We start from the raw sequence: 25,079 nt of genomic DNA on the forward strand, positions 1-25,079 counted from the left end.
CAATGGTAATTCTGGTGGCGCACCGAGCCCGCGCGGCTACCGTACGTCATCCACAGGAGGCGCGGCATGGCCCGCACCACCCCGCACGACCAGTCCCCCGCCGACGCCCCGGCCAACGGCCAGTCCCCCGCCGACGCCCGGCCACCCCTGTACCGGCGGGTGGCGGACCAGCTGCTCGGCGAGCTGCGGGACGGGACCGTCCCACCGGGCGAACGGCTGCCCGGCGAACGCCGGCTGGCGGAGCACTTCGGGGTCAGCCGGGAGACCGTGCGGCAGGCGCTGGACGTGCTGCGCCGGGACGGGCTGCTCACCACCGACCGGCGGGGCAGTCACGTCGCCCTGCCGGGACCGCCGGCCGGAAGTCCGGCGCCCCTCGTCTTCCCGGTGGGCGCCCGGGCGGCGGAGCCCCGCACCGGCGACCGGGCCACCGTCGTCTGGGCGGTACCGCCGCCGGAGCACGCCGCGGCGCTGGGGCTGGTGCCGGGCCGGCCGACCCTGGTGCACCGCTACACGTCGGCGGCGGCCGGGGGGAACGGCAGGCGCACGGCCGTGACATCGTTTTCCGCCGTGGCGCTCGCCGAGGTCGAGGAGCTGGCCCGCTACCGCGACCGCGCCGACGGTGCCGCTTGCGCGCAGCTGCGGCGGGCCTACGACTGGATGCGCAGGGCCGGCCTGACGTTGCATCACCGGGACACCATCACCCTCCAGCCCGACACCGCGTCGGTCCGGGTCGTGCGGCGGGTGCACGACCAGTACGCGCGGCCGCTGGAGATCACGGATCTCCTGGTGGACACCCGACAGGACGCCCTGGTCTACGAGTTCACCCTGCCGGCGGCCGGCTGACCCGGCGGCCTACGCGAGCCGCCGGGCCACGACCAGCCGGACCCGCGGGCTGCCGTCGGGGCGGCACCCGAATTCCGGCAGGGCGTGCAGGTCCGCCCGGAATCCGGCCCGCGACAGCTCGCGTCCGACGTCCCCGAGCCGGAACGTCCGGTAGTACATGACGAACGGCGGCCGCCACAGCGCGTTGCGCACCCGCATCGCCGCGTCGAAGCCGAGCAGCGTCCAGTACCCCGGGGAGCCGGGCCGGGGCGGGGCGACGACGGGGAAGGCGAAGCAGCCCTTCGGCCGGAGCACGGAGCGCACCTGGCCGAACAGGCCCGGCAGTTCGCGGGGCAGGAAGTGCCCGAACGCCCCGAAGCTCACCACGAGGTCGAAGGCGGGACCGAACGGCAGGGCGCGGGCGTCCGCGCGCACCCAGGAGACCGCCGGGCCGGGCGGCAGGGCGCGGCTTCGCGCGACCTCCAGCATGCCCGCGCTGAAGTCGACCCCGGTCACGTTCTCTCGGCACACCCGGGCCAGGACGTCCGCGCCCGCGCCGGTGCCGCAGCACAGGTCGAGTCCGGCGGCGAAGGGACCCATCGGCTCCAGCGCGCGGGCCACGGCGTCCAGCAGCCGGCCCGGTGTCCGGTACGGGGTGTGGTCGAACTTCGGGGCGAGCAGGTCGTAGCCTCGTTCGACCGACGACAGTGCCTGGACGGCGAGTTCGCGCAGGGTGGGGCCTTCGGGGCTGAACATCCGGTCAGCCTAGGGCCTGTCCGGCGGGCCCGGCGGGAGCGCGGCGCTCGCCGAGCACGGTGAGCACGCGCTCGCACCAGCGGGCGTTCTCCCGCTCGAACGCGATCCCGGCGGCCAGGGTGAGGTAGGGCCCGACGCGGTCGGCGTCCCGGAGGTGCTCCTCCTCGGTACGGCCGCCCAGAAGGCGTTCCCGCACCCGCTCGTAGCGGGCGAGCTTGCCCAGTGCCCAGGTCCTGCGCTCCTCGACCAGCGCACGGACGGCCCGGGGGTCGACGCCGTCCATGGCCTGCATCTTGATCAGGAACTCGTCGCGGACGGCGGTGGGCCGCCGGGTCGGCTCGGCGGCGAAGACGCCCAGCTGCTCCCGGCCGGCCTCGGTGAGCGAGAACAGCCGCTTGGTCGGCCTGCGTTCCTGCGGCACGGTCCGGGCCTCGATGAGTCCGTCGCCCGCGAGGCGCTCCAGCTCCCGGTAGAGCTGCTGCGGCGTGGCGGGCCAGAAGTTGGCGAGCGACACGTCGAACACCTTGGACAGCTCGTAGCCCGAGGCCTCGCCCTCCAGCAGGGCGGCCAGGACGGCGTACTTGAGAGACATGTCGACACGCTAGCAAGCACGAACCGCGACGACTACTGTACTCCGCACCTATTCAAATAGTTCAGCATGAGGGAGTGACGATGCGGGCATTCCGCGAGGCGGTCGAGGCACACGACCTGGACGCCGTCGAAGCACTGCTGGCCGACGACGTGGTCTTCTCCAGCCCCGTCGTCTTCAAGCCCTACCGGGGCAAGGCGATCACGGCGTCGATCCTGCGCGCGGTCGAGCGCGTCTTCGAGGACTTCCGCTACGAACGCGTCATCGGCGAGGCGGACGGCCGCGACCACGCCCTGCTCTTCACGGCGCGGGTGGGCGACCGTGAGATCAGCGGCTGCGACTTCCTGCACCTCGACGCATCCGGCCGCATCGCCGAACTGACGGTGATGGTGCGTCCGTTGTCGGGTGCGCAGGCCCTTCGGACGGCCATGGCCGCGCAGTTCGAGCGGATCGCGCAGGAGGCGGAGGAGGCTCGGGCGCGCTCGGCCGGCTGATCGCGGCGCGGCACACGCGGAAGGCAGACGGAACAGGAACCGCCCCGGCGGCGTTGTCGGTGGTGAGACCTCAGGGGCGGGACCTCGATCGTCCCGCCCCACCGCCACGGCGCCAGTTCCCGTGGTAGGATGCAGTCAGCACTTGTGTACGCCCCCCTTGATCGGGGCGCCGGTGCGAGTTTCCCTTCGGTTCGCAGACCCGCCCGTCCTGGTTTTCGACCGGCGCGTCCGCTTCTCAGCCCAACCTCGTCAGCAGGGCTTTTTGCCCCCGCTGGGTCCGAGGTGCTGTTCCCGCCGCCTGGAGGCGTGTCGCTTTCGACCCCTCGCGGCTCCCCCTTCCTTCCGCATGTCCCATGCCCGTGTCCTCGAAAGGACCGACCACCATGACCACCACACTCGAACACCCCCCTGTACAGCAGTTCCCGGCCGAGATCGCGAGCGGTGTCCTCGACATCGAAGCGGGCGGGAAGGCGCACCTGCGGGGCGGGAGCCTGCGGCCCGAGCCCTCCGACCTCGCCCTCTCCCCCGCACTGATCCGCCGGCACGGGCTGCGCAAGGGCGACCTCGTCGAGGGCGTGCGCGGCGACCGGCGCAGCCTGACCGATGTCGTCCGCGTCAACGGCCGTACGCCAGAGCGGCAGAGCGGCCGACGGCACTTCGCCGACCTGACCCCGCTGCACCCGCACGAGCGGCTGCGGCTCGAACACCCGGCGGCCGGCCTCACCGGACGCGTCGCCGACCTGATGGCCCCCGTCGGCAAGGGCCAGCGCGGCCTGATCGTCGCGCCGCCGAAGACCGGCAAGACCGTCCTCCTCCAGCAGATCGCCGCCGCCGTGGCCGGCAACCACCCCGAGGCCCGGCTGATGGTGGTGCTGCTCGACGAACGCCCCGAGGAGGTCACCGACATGCGGCGCTCGGTGCGGGGCGAGGTGTACGCCTCGACCTTCGACCAGAGCGCCAAGCAGCACATCGCGCTCGCCGAGCTGGTGATCGAGCGGGCCAAGCGGCTCGTCGAGGCCGGGGAGGACGTCGTCATCCTCCTCGACTCCCTCACCCGGCTGTGCAGGGCGCACAACAACGCCGCCTCCTCCGGCGGCCGCACGCTCAGCGGCGGTGTCGACGCCGGGGCGCTGCTGGGCCCCAAGCGGTTCTTCGGCGCGGCCCGCCAGGCCGAGGAGGGCGGCTCCCTCACCATCCTCGCCACCGCCCTGGTGGAGACCGGCTCGCGTGCCGACGACTTCTACTTCGAGGAGCTCAAGAGCACCGGCAACATGGAACTGCGACTGAGCCGGGAACTCGCCTCCCGCCGGGTCTTCCCGGCCGTGGACCTGACCGGCTCGGGCACCCGGCGCGAGGAGCTCCTGTTGTCCGCCCCCGAGACGACCGCCGTGCGCGGACTGCGGCGTGCCCTGGGTACGCGGGACGGGCAGTCCGGCCTGGAGACCCTGCTGGAGCGGCTGCGCCGCACGCCGGACAACGCGACGTTCCTGCGGCAGGTACAGCCGACGCTGCCCGTGGACTGACACCGCCCCGCCGGCAGCGCCGGCCCACGGCACCGGCCGGCTCCGCTCGCCGGTCTCCGTTACGGCATCCGGGTGGTTGCGGGCGCAACCCGGCCCGGTCAGCGTGGCGGTTCGGGGGGCCGTTCCTACGTTTGCGGTATGACTATCGGATTCTCATCCCGGGCGGCTCGATCCACCTGCTTGCTCTGCGTGGCAGGGTTGATGACCCTCATGCCCGCCGCCGCGGCCGCCCGTGCGGGGCGGCCGGACCCCGGCCCGCCCGGCGGTGCGGCGGCGCAGCCGTCGCCGCTGTACCGCTCCGGCACCCAGGTCCGGCCGCACCCCGGAGCTCCCCGGGTTCCCGATGTCTCCGCCCTGTCCTGGGTCGTGGCCGACGCCGGCACGGGCGACGTGCTGGCGGCGAACGACGCGCACCGCGAGTTGCCCCCGGCCAGCACCCTCAAGACGCTGTTCGCCCTCACGGTGCTGCCGGCCCTGCCCGGCGGCCTCCACCACGAGGTCGGTCCGCAGGATCTGTCGGGCATCGGTCCGGGCAGCAGCCTGGTAGGTGTCGTCGAGGGCCAGACGTACCGCGTCTCCGACCTGTGGAACGGCGTCTTCCTCAACTCCGGGAACGACGCCGTGCACGTCCTCGCCTCGCTCACCGGCGGCTGGAGCGCCACGGCCGCCCGGATGCAGGCCGAGGCCCGCGCGCTCGGCGCCCGCGACACCCACGTCCGCTCGCCCGACGGGTACGACGCACCGGGCCAGGTCTCGTCGGCGTACGACTTGGCCGTCTTCGGCCGGGCGGGGCTGCGGCGTCCCGACTTCGCGCGGTACTGCGCCAAGGTCGACGCGATGTTCCCCGGCCGCGACGGGAGCACGTACGGGATCATGAACACCAACCGGCTGCTCACCGGGGCCGACGGCGTGGAGCCGTACCCGGGGCTGATCGGAGTCAAGAACGGCTACACCAGCAACGCCGGCAACACGCTCATCGCCGCCGCCCGCCGGGACGGACGGACCCTGGTCGTCACGGTGATGAACCCGCAGGAGGGCGGCGGCCACGCCGTGTACGAGGAGGCCCGTTCACTGCTCGACTGGGGTTTCGAGGCGGACGGGGAGGTCGACCCGGTGGGGTCGCTGGTTCCCGAGGGTGCCCGGCCCCGGCAGGGACCTCAGGCGGTGCCCGCGGCGGCGACCGCGGCGAAGCCGGCCGAGGACGAGCCGGGCTGGCCGGAGACCGGCGCGATCCTGGGCGTCGCGGGGCTCGGCGCGGGCGTCATGGCACTCGCCCTGCGGCTCAAGCTCGTACGGGACGACGGGAATTGACGAGAGCGTGACGCGCCTTCAGAACACCGACAGTCCCGTGAGTGTCGTGAAGCGGTCCAGGGCCGCCACCCCGGCCACCGAGTTGCCCCGCTCGTCCAGGCCGGGGCTCCACACGCACAGCGTGCAGTGGCCCGGCACGACCGCAATGATGCCGCCGCCGACCCCGCTCTTGCCCGGCAGGCCCACCCGGTGGGCGAAGTCGCCGGCCGCGTCGTAGGTCCCGCAGGTCAGCATCACCGCGTTGATCTGCTTGGCCCTGCTGCGGCTGAGCAGCCGGCTGCCGTCGGCGCGGATGCCGTGCCGGGCCAGGAAGCCCGTCGCGAGGGCGAGGTCGGCGCAGGACGCGGCGACGGAGCACTGGCGGAAGTACTGGTCGAGCAGCACCGGCACGGGGTTGTCGATGTTGCCGTACGAGGCCATGAAGTGCGCCAGTGCGGCGTTCCGGTCGCCGTGCGCGGCCTCCGAGGCGGCCACCTCCTCGTCGTGGGTCAGGTCCGGGTTGCCGCTCTCCGCGCGCAGGAAGGCGAGCAGTTCGCCGGCCGCGTCGCCGGTACGGGTGTGCAGCCGGTCGGTGACGACGAGGGCACCCGCGTTGATGAACGGGTTGCGCGGGATGCCGTTCTCGTACTCCAGCTGCACCAGGGAGTTGAACGGGTTGCCGGACGGCTCGCGGCCCACGTGCTCCCACAGGGCGTCGCCCTCCCTGGCCAGGTCGAGGGCGAGGGTGAAGACCTTGGTGATGGACTGCGCGGAGAACGGCTCCCGCCAGTCCCCCACCCCGTACACCGTGCCGTCGGGTTCGGCTACGGCCATGCCGAAGCGGCGCGGGTCGCGGGCGGCGAGCGCGGGGATGTAGTCGGCGGGCCGGCCGCTGCCCGGGGTCCGCTCGATCTCCTCGGCGATGCGCTCCAGGACCGGCCGGAAGGTCGTCGGTGTGCTCATGATCGCCATTCTCCCTGCGGACCGGTCCGGGCGGCGGGAGGCCGACAGCGGGTGGACCCCCGCACCGGGGTGGTGCTGGCCTCACCCCCGCTTCGGGGGCAGACGCCATTCTGCTGCCGGGAAGCCGTTCACATACTCGAGTACATGGTCGATTCAACGGTGCTCGTCGAGAGCCTGCCCACGCCCGCGCCGGAAAAGGGGAGCGGAAGAGAACGCGAGAAGGGGAGCGACTTTTCCGAACTCTCGCGGCGTATGGCCGACGAGGGGCTGCTCCGGCGCCGCCCGCTGTACTACACGGTTCGTTTCGGCTCGGTCGCCCTCGCGCTCGCCGGCGGTGTCGCCGCGTTCGTCGCCCTGGGGGACAGCTGGGGCCAGCTGTTCGTCGCGGTCGCGCTCGCCGTCGTCTTCGGGCAGCTCGGGCTGGCGGCGCACGACCTCGCCCACCGGCAGGTCTTCTCGCGCCGGCGCCCCAGCGAGGCGGGCGGCCTGCTGACGGCCAACCTGCTCCTCGGCATGAGCTACGGCTGGTGGATGAACAAGCACACCCGCCACCACGCCAATCCCAACCACGAGGAGAAGGACCCGGACGTCTCCCCCGACATCCTGGTGTGGTCGCGGAAGCAGGCGAGCCGGGCCACGGGGCTTCCGCGTTTCGTCGGCAGGCACCAGGCCGCCCTGTTCTTCCCGCTGCTGACGCTGGAAGGGCTCAACCTGAGCTTCAACAGCTTCAAGGCGCTCGGCAGCCGGGCCGTGAAGCGCCCGGTCCTGGAGGGCACGCTGCTCGTCGCCCACTTCGTCCTGTACTTCGGCGGCCTGTTCACGGTGCTCTCCCCCGGCAAGGCGCTGGTCTTCCTCGCCGTGCACCAGGGTCTGTTCGGGATCTACCTGGGCTCGGTCTTCGCGCCCAACCACAAGGGCATGCCGATGATCGAGGAGGGCACGCGGCTGGACTTCCTGCGCCGTCAGGTCCTGACCTCCCGCAACGTGCGGGGCGGTGCGCTCGTCGACGCCTTCATGGGCGGCCTCAACTACCAGATAGAGCACCACCTGTTCCCCAGCATGCCGACCCCCGCCCTCGGCCGGGCCCAGGCCGTCACCGAGGCGTACTGCGCCGAGCTGGGCGTGCCGTACCACCAGACGGGGCTGCTGGCCTCGCACCGCGAGGCCCTGCGGCACATGAGGAGCGTCGGGGAGCCGCTGCGCCAGGCCCGCTGAACGGCCGGCGCTCGGCGGTCAGCTGTGCAGCACCCCGGCGCCGAGCAGCCCGAACAGCAGGACGCCGACCGCGATCCGGTAGATGACGAACGCGTTGAAGGAGTGCTTGGCGACGAACTTCAGCAGCCAGGCGATGGAGGCGTAGGCCACCACGAAGGAGACGAGGGTGCCGGCCGCCAGGGGCGCGGCACCCGCTCCCGTGCCCAGGGCGTCCTTCAGCTCGTACAGACCGGCCCCGGTCAGGGCCGGGATGCCGAGGAAGAAGGACAGCCGGGTGGCGGCGACCCGGTCGAGGTCGAGCATCAGGGCGGTGGACATGGTGGCGCCGGAGCGGGAGAAGCCCGGGAAGAGCAGGGCGAGGATCTGGGAGCCGCCGACCAGCATCGCGTCCTTGAAGGACGTGTCGTCCTCCCCGCGCTTGTGCCGGCCGGTGCGGTCGGCCCACCACATCACACCGCTGCCGACGATCAGCGAGCCCGCGACCACCCACAGCGAGGCGAGGGGGCCCTTGATCAGGGGCTTGGCGGCCAGGCCGACGAGCACGATGGGGACGGTGGCGAAGATGACCCACCAGGCGAACTTGTAGTCGTGGTGGTACCGCTCCTCCCGGTCGCGCAGCCCGCGCACCCAGGCGGAGACGATCCGCGCGATGTCCTTGGAGAAGTAGACGAGCACGGCGGCGATCGCGCCGACCTGGATGACCGCGGAGAAGCCGATGACGGCGTCGTCGTCGACCGGGATGCCCATCAGCCCCTCGACGATCTTGAGGTGTCCGGTGGAGGAGACGGGCAGGAACTCGGTCACCCCCTCGACGGCTCCGAGGACGACGGCCTGACCGATGCTGATGGCGCTCATGGCATCCAGTTCCTACTACACCCGGCTGTGCGCCAGGCGTCAGCTCCAGAGCGCGTCGGCCAGAGTCACCCCCGCGAACGCCGCCGCGAGGCCGGCCGCCACGCTGCCCACCACGTTGACGGCGGCCTGCAGGCGCGCGCCGGTCTCGGTCAGCCGGAGGGTCTCGTAGGAGAAGGTCGAGTACGTCGTGAGGGCGCCGCACAGCCCGGTCCCCAGCAGCAGCCGCAAGTCGGAGCCGACCGCTCCGGCCAGGGCGGCCCCGGTCAGCAGGCCGAGGACCATGCTGCCGATCACGTTCACCGTGAAGGTGCCCCAGGGGAAGACGGAGTCGTGCCGGGACTGCACGGCGCGGTCGGTGAGGTAGCGCAGCGGGGCGCCGACCATGCCGCCCGCGACGACCAGCAGCCAGTTCACGCCGGCCTCCTGCCCTCGTACCTGACGACCTCGCACGGATCGAGGGTGACCAGGCCCTCGGTGACGAGTTCGTCGAGCAGCGGCAGGAAGTCCCGGACCCGCTCCTCGGTGTCGACGATGACGACGGCCACCGGCAGGTCCTCGCTCAGGGACAGCAGCCTGGTGGTGTGGATGAGCGAGGTGGCGCCGAAGCCCTCGACGCCCCGGAAGACGCTGGCGCCCGCGAGGCCCGCCGCGTGGGCGCGGTGGACGATCTCCGAGTACAGGGGGCGGTGGTGCCAGGTGTCGTTCTCGCCGACGAACACGGTCAGGCGCAGGGCGCTGCCGGTCAGCCTCGTCATGACTGCCTCCACTTCAGGACCCGGCGGGTCGCCCATGCGGCGAGCCACACCGCCGTGAGTGCCGCGAGCGGGGTCGCGGCGAGGTAGGCCAGGCCGGTGCGGACCTGGCCGTCGGCGAACAGGGACCGGCTGTCGACCGCGTAGGTGGAGAAGGTGGTGAAGCCGCCGAGCACACCGGTGCCGAAGAAGGGCCGGACCAGGCGGTGCGCGGCCCACACCTCGGTGATGACCACCATGAACACGCCGATCACGGCGCAGCCGACGGCGTTGACCCCGAGGGTCGTCCAGGGGAAGCCGCCGGTCTGCGTCGGCCACCACAGGGAGGCCGCGTAGCGGGCGGCGGCGCCGGTGCCACCGCCGAGGGCCACGACCGCGACGACCGGTGCCTGCGTGCGCCACCCGGGCCGTCTCGCGGTGAGCGGCCGGAGTCCGCCGAGGTCACCGGTCTTCGGGACTGTCATGGCCGCGCGTCTCCTACTCGCCGGGCAGGGGTGTGCCCCCGTGCGCAAGTAGGGACCGTTGGCGGCGTCCGAGCCGCGGTTCGGGTACGGCGGGCCCCACCGCCGCGCCGCGTCCCTGCGGGCCGCGGCTGATGCTCAGCGTAACGCGGAGGCGGCGCCCGGGTCACTCCGGGCGGGGTGCCCGCGTCTACCAGCCCTTCTCGAACATCCGCGCCACCTCGGCGATCCGCACCTCGTCGCGCCGGTAGTACGTGCGGCGGCGGATCCTCCTGGCGCGCAGCAGGCCGAGACCGGCGAGGAGGCCCAGGTGGGTCTCGGCCACCCGGCGGGACACCCCGAGCTTCGCGGCGACGGGGCCCGCGTGGACACCGTGCTCGACGGGGTCGACGCGACGCTGCGGGGGGAAGTGCGCGGCCGGGTCCTTCAGCCATTCCAGGATGTCGAGACGCGTGCCGTCCATGGGGGTCCTCGGCATCTCGTCCTCCCTCCGTGCAGGCCCGCCGTACCGTGTCCTTCCACCTTCCCGCAGCCGGAGCTCCGTTGTCCGGCCGACCTGGCCATTTACACGCATTCAACCAATATCGGTTGCGGTGCTACCGTTCAGTCATGGCAGCCAGGACCGCCGGTGCGCGGCTCGAGGAACGATGGCGGGACATCCTCGCGGTGCACGCGCGCACGATGTGCGAGATCGACCGGGCGCTGCATCCGCACGGTCTGGGCGCGAGCGACTTCGAGGTGCTCGACATCCTCGTGACCGAGGGTCCCGAGGACGGCGACCGGTGCCGGGTGCAGAACCTGGCGGGCCGGGTCCACCTGAGCCAGAGCGCGCTGTCCCGGCTCATCGCCCGGCTGGAACGGGACGGACTGGTGAAGCGCTCGATGTGCGCGGAGGACCGGCGCGGTGTGTACGTCGCGCTCACCCCCAGGGGCCGCCACCTGCACGCCGAGATACTGCCGCTGCAGCGGGCCGCGCTGGCCCGCATGCTCGGCGACGACGAGGACCCCCGCCCCTCCTGAGGGGGACGGAGGCCCTCGACGGGGAAAGCCCTTGCTCTCAGGGGCGGGCCAGCAGGGTGCGCACGCCGTCCGACGTGAGGGTGAGGCGGTGCTCCGAGCCGGCGTCGATGGACAGCGACAGGTCGTCGGCCGGCCACTGCGCGGCGAGTGCGCCGAGCGGCACCATGCGGTAGCGGGAGACGTACGGCAGCAGATCCGCCATCTCCAGCTCCGAGGTGAACACGGGCACCACCTGGCGGCCGCCCTGCTGTTCCAGCACCGGCAGCGCCAGCATCCCGGGGTCGGCGGCGTCCTGGTCGTTCGCGTCGTCGGGCACCGGCACGAGGACGTCGCTGCTCGCGAGCGTGTCGAGCGCCGTCGTGTCCTCGGTGTTCTCGGCGAGCGTGTCCAGCGCCCGCTGGGCGGGAGTGACGGGGTGGTCGTTCGCGGGTGTCTCCATGGCAGATTCCCTGGTAGCGGCGGTAGTACGGCCCGCGCGGACGATCGGCACGGACATGGTCCAGCCTCGCGTACCCCGGTCGTCCGCGGCGCAATCCTGTTCGACACCCGCCCCCGGCCCTGCCCGATCCTCCTACTCATCCGATCGGCGAAGGGCCCACTTGATCGATCAGTAATGCGGTCGGGTTAGCATATGAGCGCCGCCTAGCTCGAAAGATAGAGACGTGACTGTCAACGACGACTCGTTCACCAACTGGAAGCACCGCGAAGAGACCGCGGAATCGATGATCCCGATGATCGGGAAGCTGCACCGGGAGCAGGACGTCACGATCCTGCTGCACAGCCGTTCCCTGGTGAACAAGTCGGTGGTCAGCATCCTCAAGACCCACCGCTTCGCCCGCCAGATCGCCGGCGCCGAGCTGTCGGTCACCGAGACGATGCCCTTCCTGCGGGCGCTCACCACGCTGGACCTCGGGCCCTCGCAGATCGACATCGGCATGCTCGCCGCGACCTACCGGACCGACGACCGGGGTCTGTCGGTCGAGGAGTTCACGGCCGAGGCCGTCGCCGGGGCCACCGGCGCCAACAAGATCGACCGGCGTGAGGGCCGCGACGTCGTCCTGTACGGCTTCGGCCGCATCGGCCGGCTCGTCGCCCGGCTGCTCATCGAGAAGGCCGGCTCGGGCAACGGCCTCAGGCTGCGCGCCATCGTGGTCCGGGGCGGCGGCGAGCAGGATCTCGTCAAGCGCGCCTCGCTGCTGCGCCGCGACTCCGTGCACGGCCAGTTCCAGGGCACGATCACCGTCGACGAGGACAACAGCACGATCCTCGCCAACGGCAACGCCGTCAAGGTCATCTACGCGGACGACCCGACCCAGGTCGACTACACGGCGTACGGCATCAAGGACGCCATCCTCATCGACAACACCGGCAAGTGGCGCGACCGCGAGGGCCTGTCGAAGCACCTGCGTCCGGGCATCGACAAGGTCGTGCTGACCGCGCCGGGCAAGGGCGACGTCCCGAACATCGTCCACGGCGTCAACCACGACACCATCAAGCCGGATGAGCGGATCCTGTCCTGCGCGTCCTGCACCACCAACGCGATCGTCCCGCCGCTCAAGGCGATGGAGGACGAGTACGGCGTGCTGCGCGGTCACGTGGAGACGGTGCACTCCTTCACCAACGACCAGAACCTGCTGGACAACTACCACAAGTCGGACCGCCGCGGCCGCAGTGCGCCGCTGAACATGGTCATCACGGAGACCGGTGCCGCCTCCGCCGTCGCCAAGGCGCTGCCCGACCTGAAGGCGCGGATCACGGGCAGCTCGATCCGGGTGCCCGTGCCGGACGTGTCGATCGCGATCCTCAACCTCCAGCTGGCCCGGGAGGCGAGCCGCGAAGAGGTCCTGGACCACCTGCGCGAGGTGTCGCTGACCTCGCCGCTCAAGCGCCAGATCGACTTCATCAGCGCCCCCGACGCCGTCTCCAGCGACTTCATCGGCTCGCGCCACGCCTCGATCGTGGACGCGGGCGCGCTCAAGGTCGAGGGCGACAACGCGATCCTCTACCTCTGGTACGACAACGAGTTCGGCTACTCCTGCCAGGTCGTCCGCGTCGTGCAGCACGTCTCCGGGGTGGAGTACCCGACGTACCCGGCTCCGGCGGTCTGATCCGAGTACGAGGACGAGTACCGCGAGCGTGCGCGAGGGGCGGTGGGGACCCGGGGCGCTCGCGGAGGCCGGGNGCGCGAGGGGCGGCGGGGACCCGGGTGTCCCCACCGCCCCTCGCGCATGCCGGTTCAGGGCGCCAGGGCGTCCGCGAAGAGCCGGGTCAGCGCGGTCGGTGCCGTGATGGCGGTGCCGACGACGACGCTGTGCGCACCCGCCGTGAGGGCCCGGGCTGCCTGCTCGGGCGTCGCGATACGGCCTTCGGCGATCACCGGGGTGTCGAGCGCACCGGCGAGGTCGGTCACGAGCGCCAGGTCGGGGCCGCTCTGCACCGGGGAGCCCGGCACATAGCCGGACAGGGTGGTGCCGACGAAGTCCGCCCCCTGGTCGGCGGCCGCGCGGCCCTCGCCGAGCGTCGACACGTCGGCCATGACCCGGGCGCCCGCGGCGTGGACGGCCTCGACGAGCTCGGTGAAGGTGCTGCCGTCGGGCCGCGGACGCGCGGTGGCGTCGGCGGCGACGACCGCGGCGCCGGCCTCCACGAGGGCGAGCGCGTGGCGCACGGTCGGGGTGATGAAGACGCCGCTGTCGCCGTCCTTCCACAGGCCGATCACCGGAAGGCCGACGGCCGCGACGGTGGCCGCGACGACCTCCGGGTCGTTGACCCGCACGGCCGCCGCGCCGCCGGACCGCGCCGCCAGGGCCATGCGGACCAGGGTGTCGGTGTGGCGCATCGGGTCGCCGGGAGGCGCCTGGCAGGACACGATCAGGCGGCCCCTCAACTGGTCGGCCAGGGGCGGGGGCACGGACGGAGGCGGGGTCATGACGGTGCTCCGGTGGTGGGGGGCTGGTGCAGGGGCAGGGTGTGGGTCAGCGCGGCCGCCCCGAGGACCGCGGCGTCGGCGCCGCCCCGCGGCGGCCGCGGGCGCAGGTCGCGCAGCGGGGGCATGAGTTCGGCGGCGAAGGCCGCGCACAGGGCATCCCAGTACAGGGGGCCGATGCGGGGTACGCCGCCGGCGACGACGACGCGGTGCGGGCCGAGCGCGTTGGCGAGGCCGCCCAGGGCCCGGCCCGTCGCACGGGCGCCGAGCGTGATGGCCGCGGTCGCGTGCGGGTCGCCCAAGGCAGCGCGTTCGGCGACGGTCTGGAGGCGGTCGGCCGGCTGCCCGCCGAGCCGTGCGCAGTGGGCGGTGATGGCGGGGCCCGCCGCGATGGCCTCCAGGTGGCCGGTGGCTCCGCAGGTACAGGGCAGCCCGTCGGCCTCGGGGCTGGGCAGGTGGCCGAGGTGCCCGGCGATGCCGCCCGCGCCGTGCAGCATGCGGCCCGAAGCGGCGACGGCGCCGCCGACGCCGGTCCCGACGGCGGCGTAGATCAGGGTGCCGTCGTCGCCGAGGCCGGCGAGTTCCGTGGCGGCCGCGGCGCGTACGTCGTTGTCGCAGGCCACGGGCAGGCTGGTGCGGGTGGCGAGACCGGCGGCCAGGGCGGTGCCGGTCCAGCCGCGGATGGTGTCGGTGGCGCTGGTGACGGTTCCGGCGGCGGGGTCGATGACGCCGGCCGCGGCGACGCCGATCGCGGTGGTGCCGTGGGCCCGCACCGCGCGGGCGGCCACTGCGAGGGCGTCCAGCACCGCCCGGGCGCCCTCCGTCGCCGGAGTGGGCACGGTGTGCCGGGCCAGGACTGTGCCGTCGGGCCCGACCAGGGCGGCGGCGATCTTCGTGCCGCCCAGGTCGAGGCCGATGACCGGTGCGTCGAGGTGCCGTCCGGTCATCGGACCGGCAGCAGGCCGGCGCCGCGCAGGTGCCGCTCGACGTGGGCGACGGAGTCCTCGCCCAGCTGGATCTGCGGGGCGGCGGTGGTGCCGTGGGTGAACACCCCGAGCAGCCGCAGCGCGTGCTTGAAGGCGCCGATGGCCGAGGAGTTGCGGCCCATCTCGCTCTCTGGGCCCGCGTCGACCAGGCCGAACAGCTCGACGAGCCGCTCCTGTTCGTTGACGGCACTGTCCAGGTCGCCGCCGCGCACGGCGTCGTAGAGGCGGACGTAACCGGCCGGGTCCACGTTGCCGAGGCCCGGTACCACGCCGTCGGCGCCGGCCAGCAGGGCGGCGTCCACGGTCAGTTCGGAGCCGGTGAGGATGCTGAAGAAGGGTGCGGGGCCGTCGGCGCGGCCGTGGCGTCCGCCGAGTTCGACGACGAGCCTGCGCAGGCCGCCCTCGTCGCCGCTGCTGTCCTTGAGCCCGGCCAGCGTGCCGTCCTCGGCGAGTTCGCGCACCAGGGCGGCGGAGAGCTTGCTGTGCACGGAGACGGGGAGGTCGTAGGCGTACAGGGGCAGGTCGACGGTGGACCGGACCGCGCGGAAGTGGGCGGCGATCTCGCGCGGGTGGGTGCGGGCGTAGAAGGGAGCGGTGGCCACCAGGGCGTCGGCACCGGCCTTGCGGGCGGCCTCGGCGTGGACGAGTACCCGGGGGGTGGTCATGTCGATGACGCCGGCGAGGACGGGGACGCGGCCCGCGACCGCCTCGACGACCGTGTCGAGGGCGACGGCCCGCTGCCGGTCGGTGAGGAAGGCGACCTCGCTGCTGGAGCCCAGGGCGAACAGCCCGTGCACTCCCCCGCCGACGAGGTGCTCGACGAGCCGGGTGAGCGAGGCGGTGTCGACTTCGCCCGACGCGTCCAGAGGGGTGCAGACGGGCGGCACGACGCCGCTCAGGGGCTGGGACGAGGACATGGTGTTTCTCCTGGGCTGTGCGAGTGGTGGTACGGGTGGAACGGACCGCCGGGCGCCGGGGTGACGGCGCCGGGCGGCCCGTGGCCGGCTACGGCTGGGTGACGGTGAACGTCTTGTCGCCGTAGGAGTGCTGCCGGCCGCGGACCTCGTAGGTCGCGGTGGCCTGCACGTTGCCCGCGGCCGCGTTCGCGGGAACGGTGACGGGGATCTTCATGTTCGCGCCCTGGCCGGGGGCGAGGGCGGGCACGGTGACCTCCGGGGCGCTCCAGCCGTCCGGCAGGTCGAGGGAGACGTTGCCCGCGGGGAGCCGTACGTCGTTCTGGCTGACGACGCGGACGGTGACGGTGGTGGTCCGCCCGGCGGGCAGGGAGGCGGGCGAGGTGACGGTGACCGGCGCGCAGACTCCGCCGAGCCACTGGAGGTCGAAGGAGGAGTAGGTGATGTGGTCGACGTTGCCCCGCTCCCACAGCAGACCCATGCTCGGGTCGGGGCCCGTGCCGTCGCTGAGCGGGGTGAGCGTCGAGTAGGCGGCGCCGGACTCGACGGTCTTGCGCACCGGCCAGGTCTGCCCGTTGTCGCAGGAGAGGCGGACGGTGAGGTTGCTGCGGCTGTCGGTCGTCGCGGTGTTGCTGAACATCAGCCACGAGGCGCGCGGGTGCGAGGCGTCCACGTCCGGCGCGAAGCGCGTGACGGAGCCGTTGTTGGCCGGGTCCGGCAGCTCGGTGTCCTGCTGGAAGGGGGTGTAGGTGACGCCGCCGTCGGTGGAGTAGGCGACCGTGCGGTACGGCTTGGAGCGGTTGTTGAGCATGACGCGGCCGTCGGACAGCTCCACGGTCTTGTTCTCGTCGCCGCCCGGGCCGACGGGGGTGCCCATCTTCCAGGTGGCGCCGTGGTCGTCGCTGTAGGCGCTGACGGCGTAGTCGGCGCCGTCCTTGCGGATGGCGTACTGCTGGATCAGGCGGCCCTTGTGGGTGCCGTGCCGCAGCTGGATGCCCTCGCCGGAGGCGGCGAACATGCCGCCCCAGGAGGGGTCCTTGATGTCGGCGGTGATCCGCTCGTGCTTCCAGGTGAGGCCGTCGTCGTCGGAGTAGCTGTAGTCGGCCTGGAGGACGTCCGGGTCGTTCTCGTCGTTGCCGGTGGCCGAGCCGAAGAAGCCCTGGTTCACGGAGGCCGCGTAGAAGAGGAAGACGCGGCCGGTCTCACGGTCGACGAGGAGGCTGGGGTCGCCGTAGCCCTTGGGGGCGGCGTCCTTGCGCACGACCTGCTGGGCGTGCCAGGTGGTGCCGCCGTCGGTGCTGCGCCTGAGGACGACGCCGATGTTGCTCGGCAGGTCGCCGAGGGTGGGGCGGGCGTCGTAGGCGGCGATCACGGTGCCCTTGGTGGTCCGGGTCAGGGCGGGGATGCGGTAGTAGGGGGAGCCGGTGCCCGCGGTGGCGAGGTCCTGCGAGGCGAGGGCGCCGGCGGCCGCGGCGGCCTTCCGGGGGGAGTCGGCGCCGTGGGCGGCGGGGACGGCGGTGCCCAGGACGACCAAGGCGGCGGTGCCGATGGCCAGGGTGGCTCTTCGCTGCATGAACAGGCCTCTTCTCGGGTGAGGGGTCAGGCGAGTCGGGGGTCGTGCAGGGCGGCCGGGGCGGTGGGGGCCTCCGGGCGAGGTGCGGTGAGCAGCTCGCGCACCCAGCCGAGTTGAGCGCGGCGGTGGTGGCCGCCGCCGCCCTCGTGGCCGTTGAACTCGTAGACGCGCAGGTCCTTGGGGCCGCCGTAGCGGTGGTAGGCCGCGAAGCTCGTCGAGGGCGGGCAGATGTCGTCCATCATCGCGATGGAGAAGAGCGACGGGGCCGTGGCGTGGGCGGCCAGCAGCGCGGCGTCGACGTAGGACAGGGTGGTGAAGACGGTCTCGGTGCGGTCGCGGTGCAGGCGCAGGTACTCGGCGACCTCGGTGTAGGGCGGCCGGGCCGCGATCGTCGCGCCGCGCCGGATGTCGCAGAGGAAGGGGACGTCGGGCATCACCCCGGCCAGGCCCGGCACGAGTCCGGCCACCGCGAGGGCGATGCCGCCGCCCTGGCTGACGCCGGTGACGACGACCTGGTCCGGGTCCACCGCCGGATGCGAGCGGGCGGCCTCCACGAAGCGCACGGCGTCCGTGAACACCCGTCGGTAGTAATGGTCGTGGGGGCTTTCGACGCCGCGGGTCAGGAAGCCGGGGACGGTGCCGTTCAGGGCGGCGGTGTCGGGGGTGTCGCCGCCGGCGGTGGACCAGCCCTGGCCGCGCGTGTCCATGATGAAGTGCGCGTAGCCGGCGTTGGCCCAGAGCACCTGCTCGTGCGGCAGACCGCGTCCGCGCCCGTAGCCGAGGAACTCCACCACGCAGCCGAGCGGTCCGCCCGTCCGGGCGGGCAGGTGCAGCCAGCCCCGGACGGGCTCACCCGCGAAGCCCGGCACCGCGACGTCGTAGGTCGACACCTCGGTCAGGCCGGTGTCCACCGGCGTGAAGCCGGGTGCGCCGCCGGCGCCCCGGGCCTCGCGGAGGGTCTGCTCCCAGAAGGCGTCGAGGTCGGCGGGCTCGTCGAGGTCGGGCCGCAGTGCCAGGCACTGGGCGAGGGTGAGGTCCGTCAGTGGCATGGAGGGGCCCCGGTGGGTGAGGCGTGCGCGCGGCGCAGCGCGGAGGAACGGGAGGGACCGGCCGGACCGGACCCGCGGGAGAGCGGTTGCTCAGCAAGAGCAGACGTCTGATGTCTGCTGATCGAGGACACTAGAGACCGGGACGGCGACCGTCAAGTGCCCGGACTCCGGGTCGGGAGCGGGCGGTCCCCGTCGGCGCGCACGAGAAAGGCGCCCCCGGTGGGGGCGCCTCGTTCGCCGGCCGGAGCCGGGTCAGCGCCGGGCGCGGGCCTCCTCGATCCGCAGGCGCACCGGCGCGTAGTGCTCGGCGAGGGCCGCCGCGAACTCCACCGGGTCGCGGTCGCGCACGGCGTCCACGATGCGCTGGTGATTGGCGATGGTGGCCGCCTCGTGCTCGCGCGTGAACACGTCGAGATGCGGCGCGACGATGACGTACACGTCCCAGAAGGCCGCGGACAGCTGACCGATGAGGTCGTTGCCGAGCGGGGCGAGCAGCAGGGTGTGGAAGGCCCGGTCCGCCTCGACGAACCCGTGCCCCTCCCCCGCGCCGGCCCTGCGCATCTCGTCGACGTGGCTGGCGAGACGGTCGATCTGCTCCTCGTCCAGGGAGGACACGAGCCGTTCGGCCATGCCCCGCTCGAACAGCTCGCGGACCTCGATGAGGTCGCTCATCACCTGGAAGTCGTCGTCCGGGCTGAGCAGGCCGCGGAAGGTGAGGCTCTCCACCAGGGCGGACAGGCTCAGCCTGCCGACGTAGGTGCCGTGCCCGTGCCGCACCTCGACGATGTCGAGGGCGGTGAGGATCCTGATCGCCTCCCGCACGCTGGACCGGCTCGCGCCGAGCGCCTCGCACAGGGCGGGCTCGGTCGGCAAGGGATCTCCCGGGCGCAGATCGTTGCGCAGGATGTAGGCCTTGATGCCGTCGACAACCTCCTGCCGCAACGGTTGTCGTGTCGCCTTGGGCTCCGGCTCTCTGTGCCGAATCGCCCTTTGCCCCACCGCCACCTCTTGACCCCTCTCACTTGCCCGGCTACGTTCCCACGTTATCAAGCATCAGACATCAGACGTCTGACGCGCCGTCGGTGAGGCGCCGACCACACTCGCCTCCTCCACCTTGCTCGACTCTCATCTCCCGCCTGGAGGACTCCTTGTCCGCGCGCAGTGCAGCCGGCGTCTCTCGCCGCACCTTCATGAGATACACCAGTGCCATCGGTGTGGCGACCGCGGTCACCACGGGCCTGACGGCCTGCGGAGGACCGGCCTCCAGTGGAGACGGTACCGGCGACTCGGGCAGTGGCGGCGACACCATCGAGGCCGGCCTCTCCTACCCGCTCTCCACCGGCTTCGACCCGATGATCACCTCGGGTGCGACCCCGTACGCGGCCAACATGCACATCTTCGAGGGGCTGGTCGACCTGGACCCCGCCACGCTCGTGGCGCGGCCCGCGCTGGCGACCGGGATGCCCAAGAAGATCAACGCGACGACCTACCGGGCCACCCTGCGCGAGGGCGCGACCTTCCACGACGGCTCGGCGGTCACCGCGGACGACGTGGTGTTCAGCTTCGAGCGGGTCCTGGACGAGGCGAACGCCTCCCTCATGGCGCAGTTCGTCCCGTTCATCGACCGGGTCACGGCCGTCGACAAGTCGACGGTGGAGTTCAAGCTGAAGTACGCCTTCGCGCTCTTCCCCTCCCGCGTATCCGTGGTGCGGATCGTGCCGAAGAAGATCGCGGGCGCGGACGCCAAGTCCTTCGACGCCAGGCCGGTGGGCTCGGGCCCGTACAAGTTCGTGTCGGCGGTCCGCGAGGACAAGATCGTGATGGAGGCGTACGACAAGTACAACGGCCCCCACCCGGCCAAGGCCAAGAAGATGGTCTGGCGGCTGATGTCCGACCCGTCCGCCCGGGTCAGCGCGCTCAAGTCCGGCCGGGTGCAGGCCATCGAGGACGTGCCCTACATCGACGTCAAGGGCTTCACCGGCCAGGACAAGGTGGAGTCGGTCCAGTCCTTCGGGCTGCTCTTCCTGATGTTCAACTGCGCCGACGAGCGGTTCAAGGACAAGCGGGTGCGCCAGGCGCTGCACTACGCGCTGGACACCGAGAAGATCATCTCCACCGCGCTGCTGGGCAACGCCGAGGCCGCCACCGGGTACGTCCCGGCCACGCACCCGGACTACCACAAGGCCGCCACCGTCTACGCGCACGACCCGGCCAAGGCCAGGAAGCTCCTCGCCGAGGCGGGCGTGGGCAAGCTCTCCTTCACCCTGATGCTCACCGACAACGGCTGGGTCAAGGACATCGCGCCACTGATCAAGGAGAGCTGGGCCGCGGTCGGCGTCGACGCCGAGCTGGACATCCAGCAGTCCGCCGCCCAGTACGCCGAGATCGACCAGGGCAACTTCGAGGCGCTGGCCGCGCCGGGCGACCCGTCCGTCTTCGGCAACGACGCGGACCTGCTGCTGCGCTGGTTCTACTACGGCTTCTGGCCGGAGAACCGTTACGGCTGGAAGGGCAGCGACGCCTACAAGCAGACCAGGTCGCTGCTCGACAAGGCCGCGGCCGAGGCCGACGAGGCCAAGCGCAAGGAGCTGTGGGGCCAGGTGACCGACCTGGTCGCCGACGAGGCCGCCCTGTACCCGATCCTGCACCGCAAGCTGCCCACCGCCTGGCGGGAGGGAGCGCTGAGCGGGTTCAAGCCGCTGCCCACCACCGGGCTGTCCTTCATCGACGTCGGCCGGGGCTGACCCCGCACGCCCACGCCGTCGGGCCGCCGCCGCGCCACCGCGGGCGGCGGCCCCCGCCCCAATCGCTAGGAACCTCACGATGGTTGCATTTCTCCGGCTCGCGCTGCGCCGCGTCGCGATGATGCCGGTGATGGTCCTCGGCATCGCGCTGCTGGTCTTCGTGGTCCTCCAGTTCTCGCCGACCGACCCCGCGTACAACGCGCTGGGCGAGTCGGCGAGCCCCGAGGCACGAGCGGCGTTCGCCGAGGCGAACGGACTCGACGACCCCCTGCCCGTGCGCTACTTCGCCTTCCTGGGCGATCTGCTGCGGGGGGACCTCGGCGTCACCATGTCGCCCAGTCAGCCCGTCACCGACCGGATCGCCACCGCGTTCCCGCTCACGCTGCAGCTGACCCTGCTCGGCCTGGCGCTGGCCGTCGTGCTGGCGCTGGTCTTCGGTGTCCTCAGCGCCGTCTACCGCGACCGCTGGCCGGACCAGGTCTTCCGGGTGCTGTCGATGGCCGGCATCGCCCTGCCCTCGTTCTGGATCGGCGTGCTGCTCATCCAGCAGTTCTCGCTGAACATGCCGCTCTTCCCGACCGGCGGCTACGTCAACCCGGCCGACTCCTTCTCCGGCTGGATCGAGAGCATGACGCTGCCCGCGCTCTCCCTCGCCCTGCCGGTCGCCTCGTCGCTGGCCCGCCTCATCCGCACCTCGATGGTCACCGAACTCGACCGCGACTACGTGCGCACCGCCAAGGGCAGCGGCCTGCCGCCGTTCCTGATCATCCGGTCGGTGCTGCGCAACGCCCTGGTCACCCCGCTGACCGTGCTCGGCGTCAAGGTCGGCTACATGCTCAGCGGCGCCGTCGTCATCGAGGCGATCTTCGACCTGCCCGGCATGGGCAAGCTGATCCTCGAGGGCGTCAACGGAGGCGACGTCGGGCTGGTCCAGGGCACCGTGCTCACCATCGCGATCGCCTTCCTCGTGGTCAACGTCGTCGTCGACCTGCTCTACCTGCTCGTCAACCCGCGCATCAGGACGGTGTGATGTTCGCTCCACGCTCCCTCGCCGGGCGCCTCGCCCGGCCCGGCACCCGCCTGCGCCGGCTGCCCCTGCCCTCCCGGATCGCTCTCGGGATCCTCCTCGTGGTGGTGCTGGGCGCGGTGTTCGCGCCGCTGCTCACCCAGGACCCGCTCGCCACCGGCATCCCCGCCCAGGCCCCGGGCGCCGACCACTGGTTCGGCACCGACCGGGCCGGCCGCGACGTGTTCGCCCGGGTGGTGCACGGTGCGCGCTACTCCCTGGTCATCGGACTCGGCGCGACCCTGCTCGCCCTGGTCCTCGGCTCGGCCCTGGGCGCGCTGGCGGCCACCTCACGCAAGCTCGCCGACGAGTCGGTGATGCGCACGCTCGACGTCGTCATGTCCTTCCCGCCGATCGCGCTGGCCGCCGTCCTCGTCGCGGTCTTCGGGCCCAGCGTCCCGGTCATCATCTTCACCATCGCCTTCGTCTACTCGCCCTCGCTCGCCCGCGTGGTGCGGGCCAACGTGCTGGAGCAGTACGGCGAGGACTACGTCGCCGCCGAGCGGGTCATCGGCGCCCGCCGCGGCTACATCGTCGCCCGGCACGTCGCCATCAACTGCGCGGCGCCGGTGCTGGTGTTCGCGACGGTCATGGTGGCCGACTCCATCATCTTCGAGGCGAGCCTGTCCTTCATCGGCGCCGGTGTGCAGGACCCCGACCCGAGCTGGGGCAGCGTGCTGGCCTACGGCCGGCAGATCCTGCTGTCGGGCGGCTGGTGGGCGACCCTCTTCCCCGGCCTGTGCGTGCTGGTCACGGTGCTGGCGCTGAACGTGCTCTCCGAGGGCATGACCGACGCCGCCGCCTCCCCGGACAAGTCCCGCACCGGCGGCACGGACACCGACGACAACGCCGCCGAACCCGCTCCGGCGGCCGACGAGAGCGAGGTGAACGCCGCGCTCGCCGAGCTGGCGGCCCGGCTCGAGGCCATGGAGCCCGCCGTGCGGCCGCTCGCCGAGGACGCGGCCGACCTGCTCGTCGTACGGGACCTGTCCATCCGCTTCCCGGACCGTTACGGCGACACCCGCGTCGTCGACGGCATCTCCTTCACCGTCCGCGAGGGCGAGACCCTCGGTCTGGTCGGCGAGTCGGGCTGCGGCAAGTCCATCACCAGCCTCGCGATCATGGGCCTGCTGGCCCGCAACGCCGAGGCCGAGGGCGAGATCCTCTACCGGGGCCGCGACCTGCTGAAGCTGGCGCCGAAGGAGCGCCGGGCGCTGATGGGCCCGGAGATCGCGATGGTCTACCAGGACGCCATGTCGTCCCTCAACCCGTCCGTGCTCATCGGCACCCAGCTGAAGTGGCTCACCTCCCGCGGCGGCACCCGCACCCCCGCCGAGCTGCTCGAACTGGTCGGCCTCTCCCCCGAGCGCACCCTGCGCAGCTACCCGCACGAGCTGTCCGGCGGGCAGCGCCAGCGCGTCCTGATCGCGATGGCCCTGTCCCGCGGTCCGCGCCTGCTCATCGCCGACGAACCGACCACCGCCCTCGACGTCACCGTGCAGGCCCAGGTCGTCGAACTGCTGGTCCGGCTGCGCGACGAACTCGGCTTCGCGATGGTCCTCGTCTCCCACGACCTGGCCCTGGTCGGCGACCTCGCCCACCGGGTCGCGGTCATGTACGCCGGCCAGGTCGCCGAGGCCGGTGACACCCGCGCGCTGCTCACCGATCCCGCGCACCACTACAGCCGGGGGCTGCTCGGCTCCGTCGTGTCGCTGGAGTCGGGTGCCGGGCGGCTGCACCAGATCCGCGGTGTCGTACCGGCCCCGAAGGCGTTCGGAGCGGGCTGCCGGTTCGCGTCCCGCTGCGCCGCCGCCACCGACCTGTGCGCCACCACTCCGCCGCCCGCCACCGACCGCGACGCCGGCCTCGACCACCTCTTCGCCTGCCATCACCCGGCGTCCGCGAACCGGCCCACGTCCGCGAACGGGCCCACGTCCGCGAACGGGCCGGCTTGCGCGAACGGGTCGGCGAAGTCGCTGGAGAGTGCCCGATGACCGCCACCGAGGACAGCACCATGGACCCACTCGTCCGGCTCGACCGCATCCACGTACGGCACAAGGCCCGCAGCGGCGGCATCCTGCGCCGGGACGCCGTGCACGCCCTCACCGACGCCTCCCTGGAGGTCCGGCGCGGCGAGATCCTGGGTCTGGTCGGCGAGTCGGGCTGCGGCAAGTCCACGCTGGCCCGGGTCGTCACCGGACTGCAGCGCCCCACCGAGGGACACGTGTACTTCCGGGGCCAGGACCTGTGGACGATGGGCGCCGCCGAGCGCCGTACCGGATTCGGAGCCGCGGTCGGCGTGGTCTTCCAGGACGCCTCCACCGCGCTGAACCCGAGGCTGCCCGTGCGCCGGATCCTGCGTGACCCGCTGGACGTGCACCAACGCGGTACACGCGCCGAGCGCGAGACCCGGGTGGAGGAACTCCTCGACCTGGTCGGGCTGCCCGGTCACACCCTGGACGCGCTGCCGGGCCAGTTGTCCGGCGGTCAGCGCCAGCGCGTGGCCATCGCCCGCGCGTTGGCGCTGGAGCCGGAGCTGATCGTCGCCGACGAACCCACCAGCGCCCTGGACGTGTCGGTGCGCGCCCAGATCCTCAACCTGCTGGTGGACCTGCGCGCCCGGCTCGGGCTCGGCATGGTGTTCATCTCCCACGACGTGCAGACGGTGCGCTATCTCGCGGACCGCATCGCGGTGCTGTACCTGGGCCGCGTGGTCGAGGAGGGCGGGGCGGCCGAGGTCTCCGGCGCGTCCCGCCACCCGTACACCGAGGCGCTGCTCTCCGCGACGCCGAGCCTGCTGGAGCGCCCCGAGCGGATCGTGCTGCACGGCCCGGTGCCCTCGGCCACCAACCCGCCCTCCGGCTGCCCGTTCCGCACCCGCTGCTGGAAGGCGGACGACGCCTGCGCCACCGCCTTCCCGGCGGCTGCGGAGGGACCCGAGGGGCATCGGTGGCACTGCGTCCATCCCCAGGGGAGCAACGCACCGGAGGGTGCGCTGAGCGGAGACTGACGGGTATCGGCCGGCCCGGGGCGGGGCATGCGTGTGATGGCACTCCCCCTCCGGGCGCCGTGCGGCACGAC

The 25,079-nt window shown here is 72.6% G+C and carries 26 protein-coding genes; 11 read left to right on the forward strand and 15 right to left on the reverse strand.

Annotated features, from left to right (window positions below):
- The first annotated feature begins 66 nt into the window (after positions 1 to 66).
- Positions 67 to 843: a GntR family transcriptional regulator gene (locus ABS735_RS21010; RefSeq protein WP_373901108.1), complete on the forward strand. Its 777-nt coding sequence runs from the start codon at positions 67 to 69 to the stop codon at positions 841 to 843.
- A gap of 9 nt (positions 844 to 852) precedes the next feature.
- On the opposite strand, the gene ABS735_RS21015 is transcribed toward ABS735_RS21010, so the two are convergent.
- Both ABS735_RS21015 and ABS735_RS21020 read right to left on the reverse strand, forming a co-directional pair.
- Positions 853 to 1,578, reverse strand: coding sequence for a class I SAM-dependent methyltransferase (locus ABS735_RS21015; RefSeq protein WP_373901106.1), 726 nt, complete (start codon positions 1,576 to 1,578; stop codon positions 853 to 855).
- Between the two features lie 4 nt (positions 1,579 to 1,582).
- Entirely contained in the window at positions 1,583 to 2,170 is a 588-nt protein-coding gene (locus tag ABS735_RS21020) for a PadR family transcriptional regulator (protein ID WP_373901105.1), read from the reverse strand.
- 80 nt (positions 2,171 to 2,250) lie between these two features.
- On the opposite strand from ABS735_RS21020, the gene ABS735_RS21025 reads away from it, so the two are divergent.
- The 3 genes from ABS735_RS21025 (at position 2,251) to ABS735_RS21035 (ending at position 5,495) form a co-directional block, all read left to right on the forward strand.
- On the forward strand, positions 2,251 to 2,661 hold the full coding sequence (locus ABS735_RS21025) for a nuclear transport factor 2 family protein (RefSeq protein WP_373901104.1): 411 nt from the start codon (positions 2,251 to 2,253) through the stop codon (positions 2,659 to 2,661).
- 383 nt (positions 2,662 to 3,044) lie between these two features.
- The gene (gene rho, locus ABS735_RS21030; RefSeq protein ID WP_373901103.1) at positions 3,045 to 4,184 is read left to right on the forward strand and encodes a transcription termination factor Rho; all 1,140 of its coding nucleotides are present in this window, start codon (positions 3,045 to 3,047) and stop codon (positions 4,182 to 4,184) included.
- 138 nt (positions 4,185 to 4,322) lie between these two features.
- A complete protein-coding gene (locus ABS735_RS21035) occupies positions 4,323 to 5,495 on the forward strand; it encodes a D-alanyl-D-alanine carboxypeptidase family protein (RefSeq protein WP_373901102.1) in 1,173 nt (390 codons plus the stop codon).
- Positions 5,496 to 5,513: 18 nt separating this feature from the next.
- Here the strand turns inward: ABS735_RS21035 and ABS735_RS21040 are convergent, their stop codons facing one another.
- A complete protein-coding gene (locus ABS735_RS21040; RefSeq protein WP_373901101.1) occupies positions 5,514 to 6,446 on the reverse strand; it encodes a glutaminase in 933 nt (310 codons plus the stop codon).
- Between the two features lie 135 nt (positions 6,447 to 6,581).
- Between ABS735_RS21040 and ABS735_RS21045 the strand changes: the two genes are divergently transcribed.
- Positions 6,582 to 7,652, forward strand: a complete 1,071-nt coding sequence (locus tag ABS735_RS21045) for a fatty acid desaturase family protein (RefSeq protein WP_373901100.1) — start codon at positions 6,582 to 6,584, stop codon at positions 7,650 to 7,652.
- An 18-nt stretch (positions 7,653 to 7,670) separates the two neighbouring features.
- Here the strand turns inward: ABS735_RS21045 and ABS735_RS21050 are convergent, their stop codons facing one another.
- The 5 genes from ABS735_RS21050 to ABS735_RS21070 form a co-directional block, all read right to left on the reverse strand.
- Complete coding sequence (locus ABS735_RS21050) at positions 7,671 to 8,507, reverse strand: undecaprenyl-diphosphate phosphatase (RefSeq protein ID WP_373901099.1); 837 nt, start codon at positions 8,505 to 8,507, stop codon at positions 7,671 to 7,673.
- A gap of 39 nt (positions 8,508 to 8,546) precedes the next feature.
- Positions 8,547 to 8,921, reverse strand: coding sequence for a fluoride efflux transporter CrcB (gene crcB / locus ABS735_RS21055; protein ID WP_373901098.1), 375 nt, complete (start codon positions 8,919 to 8,921; stop codon positions 8,547 to 8,549).
- Complete coding sequence (locus ABS735_RS21060) at positions 8,918 to 9,262, reverse strand: DUF190 domain-containing protein (RefSeq protein ID WP_373901097.1); 345 nt, start codon at positions 9,260 to 9,262, stop codon at positions 8,918 to 8,920. The genes crcB (ABS735_RS21055) and ABS735_RS21060 overlap by 4 nt, the downstream gene beginning before the upstream one ends.
- Positions 9,259 to 9,723 (reverse strand): fluoride efflux transporter CrcB, encoded by a 465-nt coding sequence (gene crcB / locus ABS735_RS21065; RefSeq protein ID WP_373901096.1) that lies wholly within the window; start codon positions 9,721 to 9,723, stop codon positions 9,259 to 9,261. The genes ABS735_RS21060 and crcB (ABS735_RS21065) overlap by 4 nt, the downstream gene beginning before the upstream one ends.
- A gap of 187 nt (positions 9,724 to 9,910) precedes the next feature.
- Entirely contained in the window at positions 9,911 to 10,198 is a 288-nt protein-coding gene (locus ABS735_RS21070; RefSeq protein ID WP_373901095.1) for an ArsR family transcriptional regulator, read from the reverse strand.
- 131 nt (positions 10,199 to 10,329) lie between these two features.
- On the opposite strand from ABS735_RS21070, the gene ABS735_RS21075 reads away from it, so the two are divergent.
- Positions 10,330 to 10,740, forward strand: a complete 411-nt coding sequence (locus tag ABS735_RS21075; RefSeq protein ID WP_373901094.1) for a MarR family transcriptional regulator — start codon at positions 10,330 to 10,332, stop codon at positions 10,738 to 10,740.
- Between the two features lie 37 nt (positions 10,741 to 10,777).
- Here the strand turns inward: ABS735_RS21075 and ABS735_RS21080 are convergent, their stop codons facing one another.
- Positions 10,778 to 11,179, reverse strand: a complete 402-nt coding sequence (locus tag ABS735_RS21080) for an SseB family protein (RefSeq protein ID WP_373901093.1) — start codon at positions 11,177 to 11,179, stop codon at positions 10,778 to 10,780.
- Positions 11,180 to 11,402: 223 nt separating this feature from the next.
- Between ABS735_RS21080 and ABS735_RS21085 the strand changes: the two genes are divergently transcribed.
- A complete protein-coding gene (locus ABS735_RS21085) occupies positions 11,403 to 12,848 on the forward strand; it encodes a glyceraldehyde-3-phosphate dehydrogenase (protein ID WP_373901092.1) in 1,446 nt (481 codons plus the stop codon).
- Positions 12,849 to 12,976: 128 nt separating this feature from the next.
- On the opposite strand, the gene ABS735_RS21090 is transcribed toward ABS735_RS21085, so the two are convergent.
- From ABS735_RS21090 to ABS735_RS21115, 6 genes are all read right to left on the reverse strand, one after another.
- Positions 12,977 to 13,669, reverse strand: a complete 693-nt coding sequence (locus ABS735_RS21090; protein WP_373901091.1) for an N-acetylmannosamine-6-phosphate 2-epimerase — start codon at positions 13,667 to 13,669, stop codon at positions 12,977 to 12,979.
- Positions 13,666 to 14,613, reverse strand: a complete 948-nt coding sequence (locus ABS735_RS21095) for an ROK family protein (protein ID WP_373901089.1) — start codon at positions 14,611 to 14,613, stop codon at positions 13,666 to 13,668. Before ABS735_RS21095 ends, ABS735_RS21090 begins: the two co-directional genes overlap by 4 nt.
- Entirely contained in the window at positions 14,610 to 15,569 is a 960-nt protein-coding gene (locus tag ABS735_RS21100) for a dihydrodipicolinate synthase family protein (RefSeq protein WP_373901088.1), read from the reverse strand. The genes ABS735_RS21095 and ABS735_RS21100 overlap by 4 nt, the downstream gene beginning before the upstream one ends.
- An 88-nt stretch (positions 15,570 to 15,657) precedes the next feature.
- Positions 15,658 to 17,139 (reverse strand): exo-alpha-sialidase, encoded by a 1,482-nt coding sequence (locus ABS735_RS21105; protein WP_373901087.1) that lies wholly within the window; start codon positions 17,137 to 17,139, stop codon positions 15,658 to 15,660.
- A gap of 26 nt (positions 17,140 to 17,165) precedes the next feature.
- Positions 17,166 to 18,188, reverse strand: coding sequence for an acetylxylan esterase (locus tag ABS735_RS21110; RefSeq protein WP_373901086.1), 1,023 nt, complete (start codon positions 18,186 to 18,188; stop codon positions 17,166 to 17,168).
- A 252-nt stretch (positions 18,189 to 18,440) separates the two neighbouring features.
- Positions 18,441 to 19,193, reverse strand: coding sequence for a FadR/GntR family transcriptional regulator (locus tag ABS735_RS21115; RefSeq protein WP_373901085.1), 753 nt, complete (start codon positions 19,191 to 19,193; stop codon positions 18,441 to 18,443).
- 185 nt (positions 19,194 to 19,378) lie between these two features.
- On the opposite strand from ABS735_RS21115, the gene ABS735_RS21120 reads away from it, so the two are divergent.
- The 4 genes from ABS735_RS21120 (at position 19,379) to ABS735_RS21135 (ending at position 25,008) form a co-directional block, all read left to right on the forward strand.
- Positions 19,379 to 20,932 (forward strand): ABC transporter substrate-binding protein, encoded by a 1,554-nt coding sequence (locus tag ABS735_RS21120; protein ID WP_373901084.1) that lies wholly within the window; start codon positions 19,379 to 19,381, stop codon positions 20,930 to 20,932.
- Positions 20,933 to 21,011: 79 nt separating this feature from the next.
- Positions 21,012 to 21,962 (forward strand): ABC transporter permease, encoded by a 951-nt coding sequence (locus ABS735_RS21125; RefSeq protein WP_373901083.1) that lies wholly within the window; start codon positions 21,012 to 21,014, stop codon positions 21,960 to 21,962.
- Entirely contained in the window at positions 21,962 to 23,992 is a 2,031-nt protein-coding gene (locus ABS735_RS21130; RefSeq protein WP_373901082.1) for a dipeptide/oligopeptide/nickel ABC transporter permease/ATP-binding protein, read from the forward strand. The genes ABS735_RS21125 and ABS735_RS21130 overlap by 1 nt, the downstream gene beginning before the upstream one ends.
- Positions 23,989 to 25,008: an oligopeptide/dipeptide ABC transporter ATP-binding protein gene (locus ABS735_RS21135; RefSeq protein WP_373901081.1), complete on the forward strand. Its 1,020-nt coding sequence runs from the start codon at positions 23,989 to 23,991 to the stop codon at positions 25,006 to 25,008. Before ABS735_RS21130 ends, ABS735_RS21135 begins: the two co-directional genes overlap by 4 nt.
- Positions 25,009 to 25,079 lie beyond the last annotated feature (71 nt).

This window comes from Streptomyces sp. MMCC 100 (assembly GCF_041538145.2).
GTDB lineage: Bacteria > Actinomycetota > Actinomycetes > Streptomycetales > Streptomycetaceae > Streptomyces.

Bases quoted from the DNA above. Each gene is read 5' to 3' on its own strand.
- ABS735_RS21045 (WP_373901100.1), top strand. From the start codon at position 6,582: ATGGTCGATTCAACGGTGCTCGTCGAGAGCCTGCCCACGCCCGCGCCG.
- ABS735_RS21035 (WP_373901102.1), top strand. From the start codon at position 4,323: ATGACTATCGGATTCTCATCCCGGGCGGCTCGATCCACCTGCTTGCTC.
- ABS735_RS21025 (WP_373901104.1), top strand. From the start codon at position 2,251: ATGCGGGCATTCCGCGAGGCGGTCGAGGCACACGACCTGGACGCCGTC.
- ABS735_RS21040 (WP_373901101.1), bottom strand. From the start codon at position 6,446: ATGGCGATCATGAGCACACCGACGACCTTCCGGCCGGTCCTGGAGCGC.
- ABS735_RS21125 (WP_373901083.1), top strand. From the start codon at position 21,012: ATGGTTGCATTTCTCCGGCTCGCGCTGCGCCGCGTCGCGATGATGCCG.
- ABS735_RS21090 (WP_373901091.1), bottom strand. From the start codon at position 13,669: ATGACCCCGCCTCCGTCCGTGCCCCCGCCCCTGGCCGACCAGTTGAGG.
- ABS735_RS21110 (WP_373901086.1), bottom strand. From the start codon at position 18,188: ATGCCACTGACGGACCTCACCCTCGCCCAGTGCCTGGCACTGCGGCCC.
- ABS735_RS21100 (WP_373901088.1), bottom strand. From the start codon at position 15,569: ATGTCCTCGTCCCAGCCCCTGAGCGGCGTCGTGCCGCCCGTCTGCACC.
- ABS735_RS21015 (WP_373901106.1), bottom strand. From the start codon at position 1,578: ATGTTCAGCCCCGAAGGCCCCACCCTGCGCGAACTCGCCGTCCAGGCA.
- ABS735_RS21075 (WP_373901094.1), top strand. From the start codon at position 10,330: ATGGCAGCCAGGACCGCCGGTGCGCGGCTCGAGGAACGATGGCGGGAC.
- ABS735_RS21020 (WP_373901105.1), bottom strand. From the start codon at position 2,170: ATGTCTCTCAAGTACGCCGTCCTGGCCGCCCTGCTGGAGGGCGAGGCC.
- ABS735_RS21070 (WP_373901095.1), bottom strand. From the start codon at position 10,198: ATGCCGAGGACCCCCATGGACGGCACGCGTCTCGACATCCTGGAATGG.
- ABS735_RS21080 (WP_373901093.1), bottom strand. From the start codon at position 11,179: ATGGAGACACCCGCGAACGACCACCCCGTCACTCCCGCCCAGCGGGCG.
- ABS735_RS21060 (WP_373901097.1), bottom strand. From the start codon at position 9,262: ATGACGAGGCTGACCGGCAGCGCCCTGCGCCTGACCGTGTTCGTCGGC.
- ABS735_RS21010 (WP_373901108.1), top strand. From the start codon at position 67: ATGGCCCGCACCACCCCGCACGACCAGTCCCCCGCCGACGCCCCGGCC.
- ABS735_RS21095 (WP_373901089.1), bottom strand. From the start codon at position 14,613: ATGACCGGACGGCACCTCGACGCACCGGTCATCGGCCTCGACCTGGGC.
- ABS735_RS21120 (WP_373901084.1), top strand. From the start codon at position 19,379: ATGAGATACACCAGTGCCATCGGTGTGGCGACCGCGGTCACCACGGGC.
- crcB (WP_373901096.1), bottom strand. From the start codon at position 9,723: ATGACAGTCCCGAAGACCGGTGACCTCGGCGGACTCCGGCCGCTCACC.
- rho (WP_373901103.1), top strand. From the start codon at position 3,045: ATGACCACCACACTCGAACACCCCCCTGTACAGCAGTTCCCGGCCGAG.
- ABS735_RS21135 (WP_373901081.1), top strand. From the start codon at position 23,989: ATGACCGCCACCGAGGACAGCACCATGGACCCACTCGTCCGGCTCGAC.
- ABS735_RS21130 (WP_373901082.1), top strand. From the start codon at position 21,962: ATGTTCGCTCCACGCTCCCTCGCCGGGCGCCTCGCCCGGCCCGGCACC.
- ABS735_RS21050 (WP_373901099.1), bottom strand. From the start codon at position 8,507: ATGAGCGCCATCAGCATCGGTCAGGCCGTCGTCCTCGGAGCCGTCGAG.
- ABS735_RS21105 (WP_373901087.1), bottom strand. From the start codon at position 17,139: ATGCAGCGAAGAGCCACCCTGGCCATCGGCACCGCCGCCTTGGTCGTC.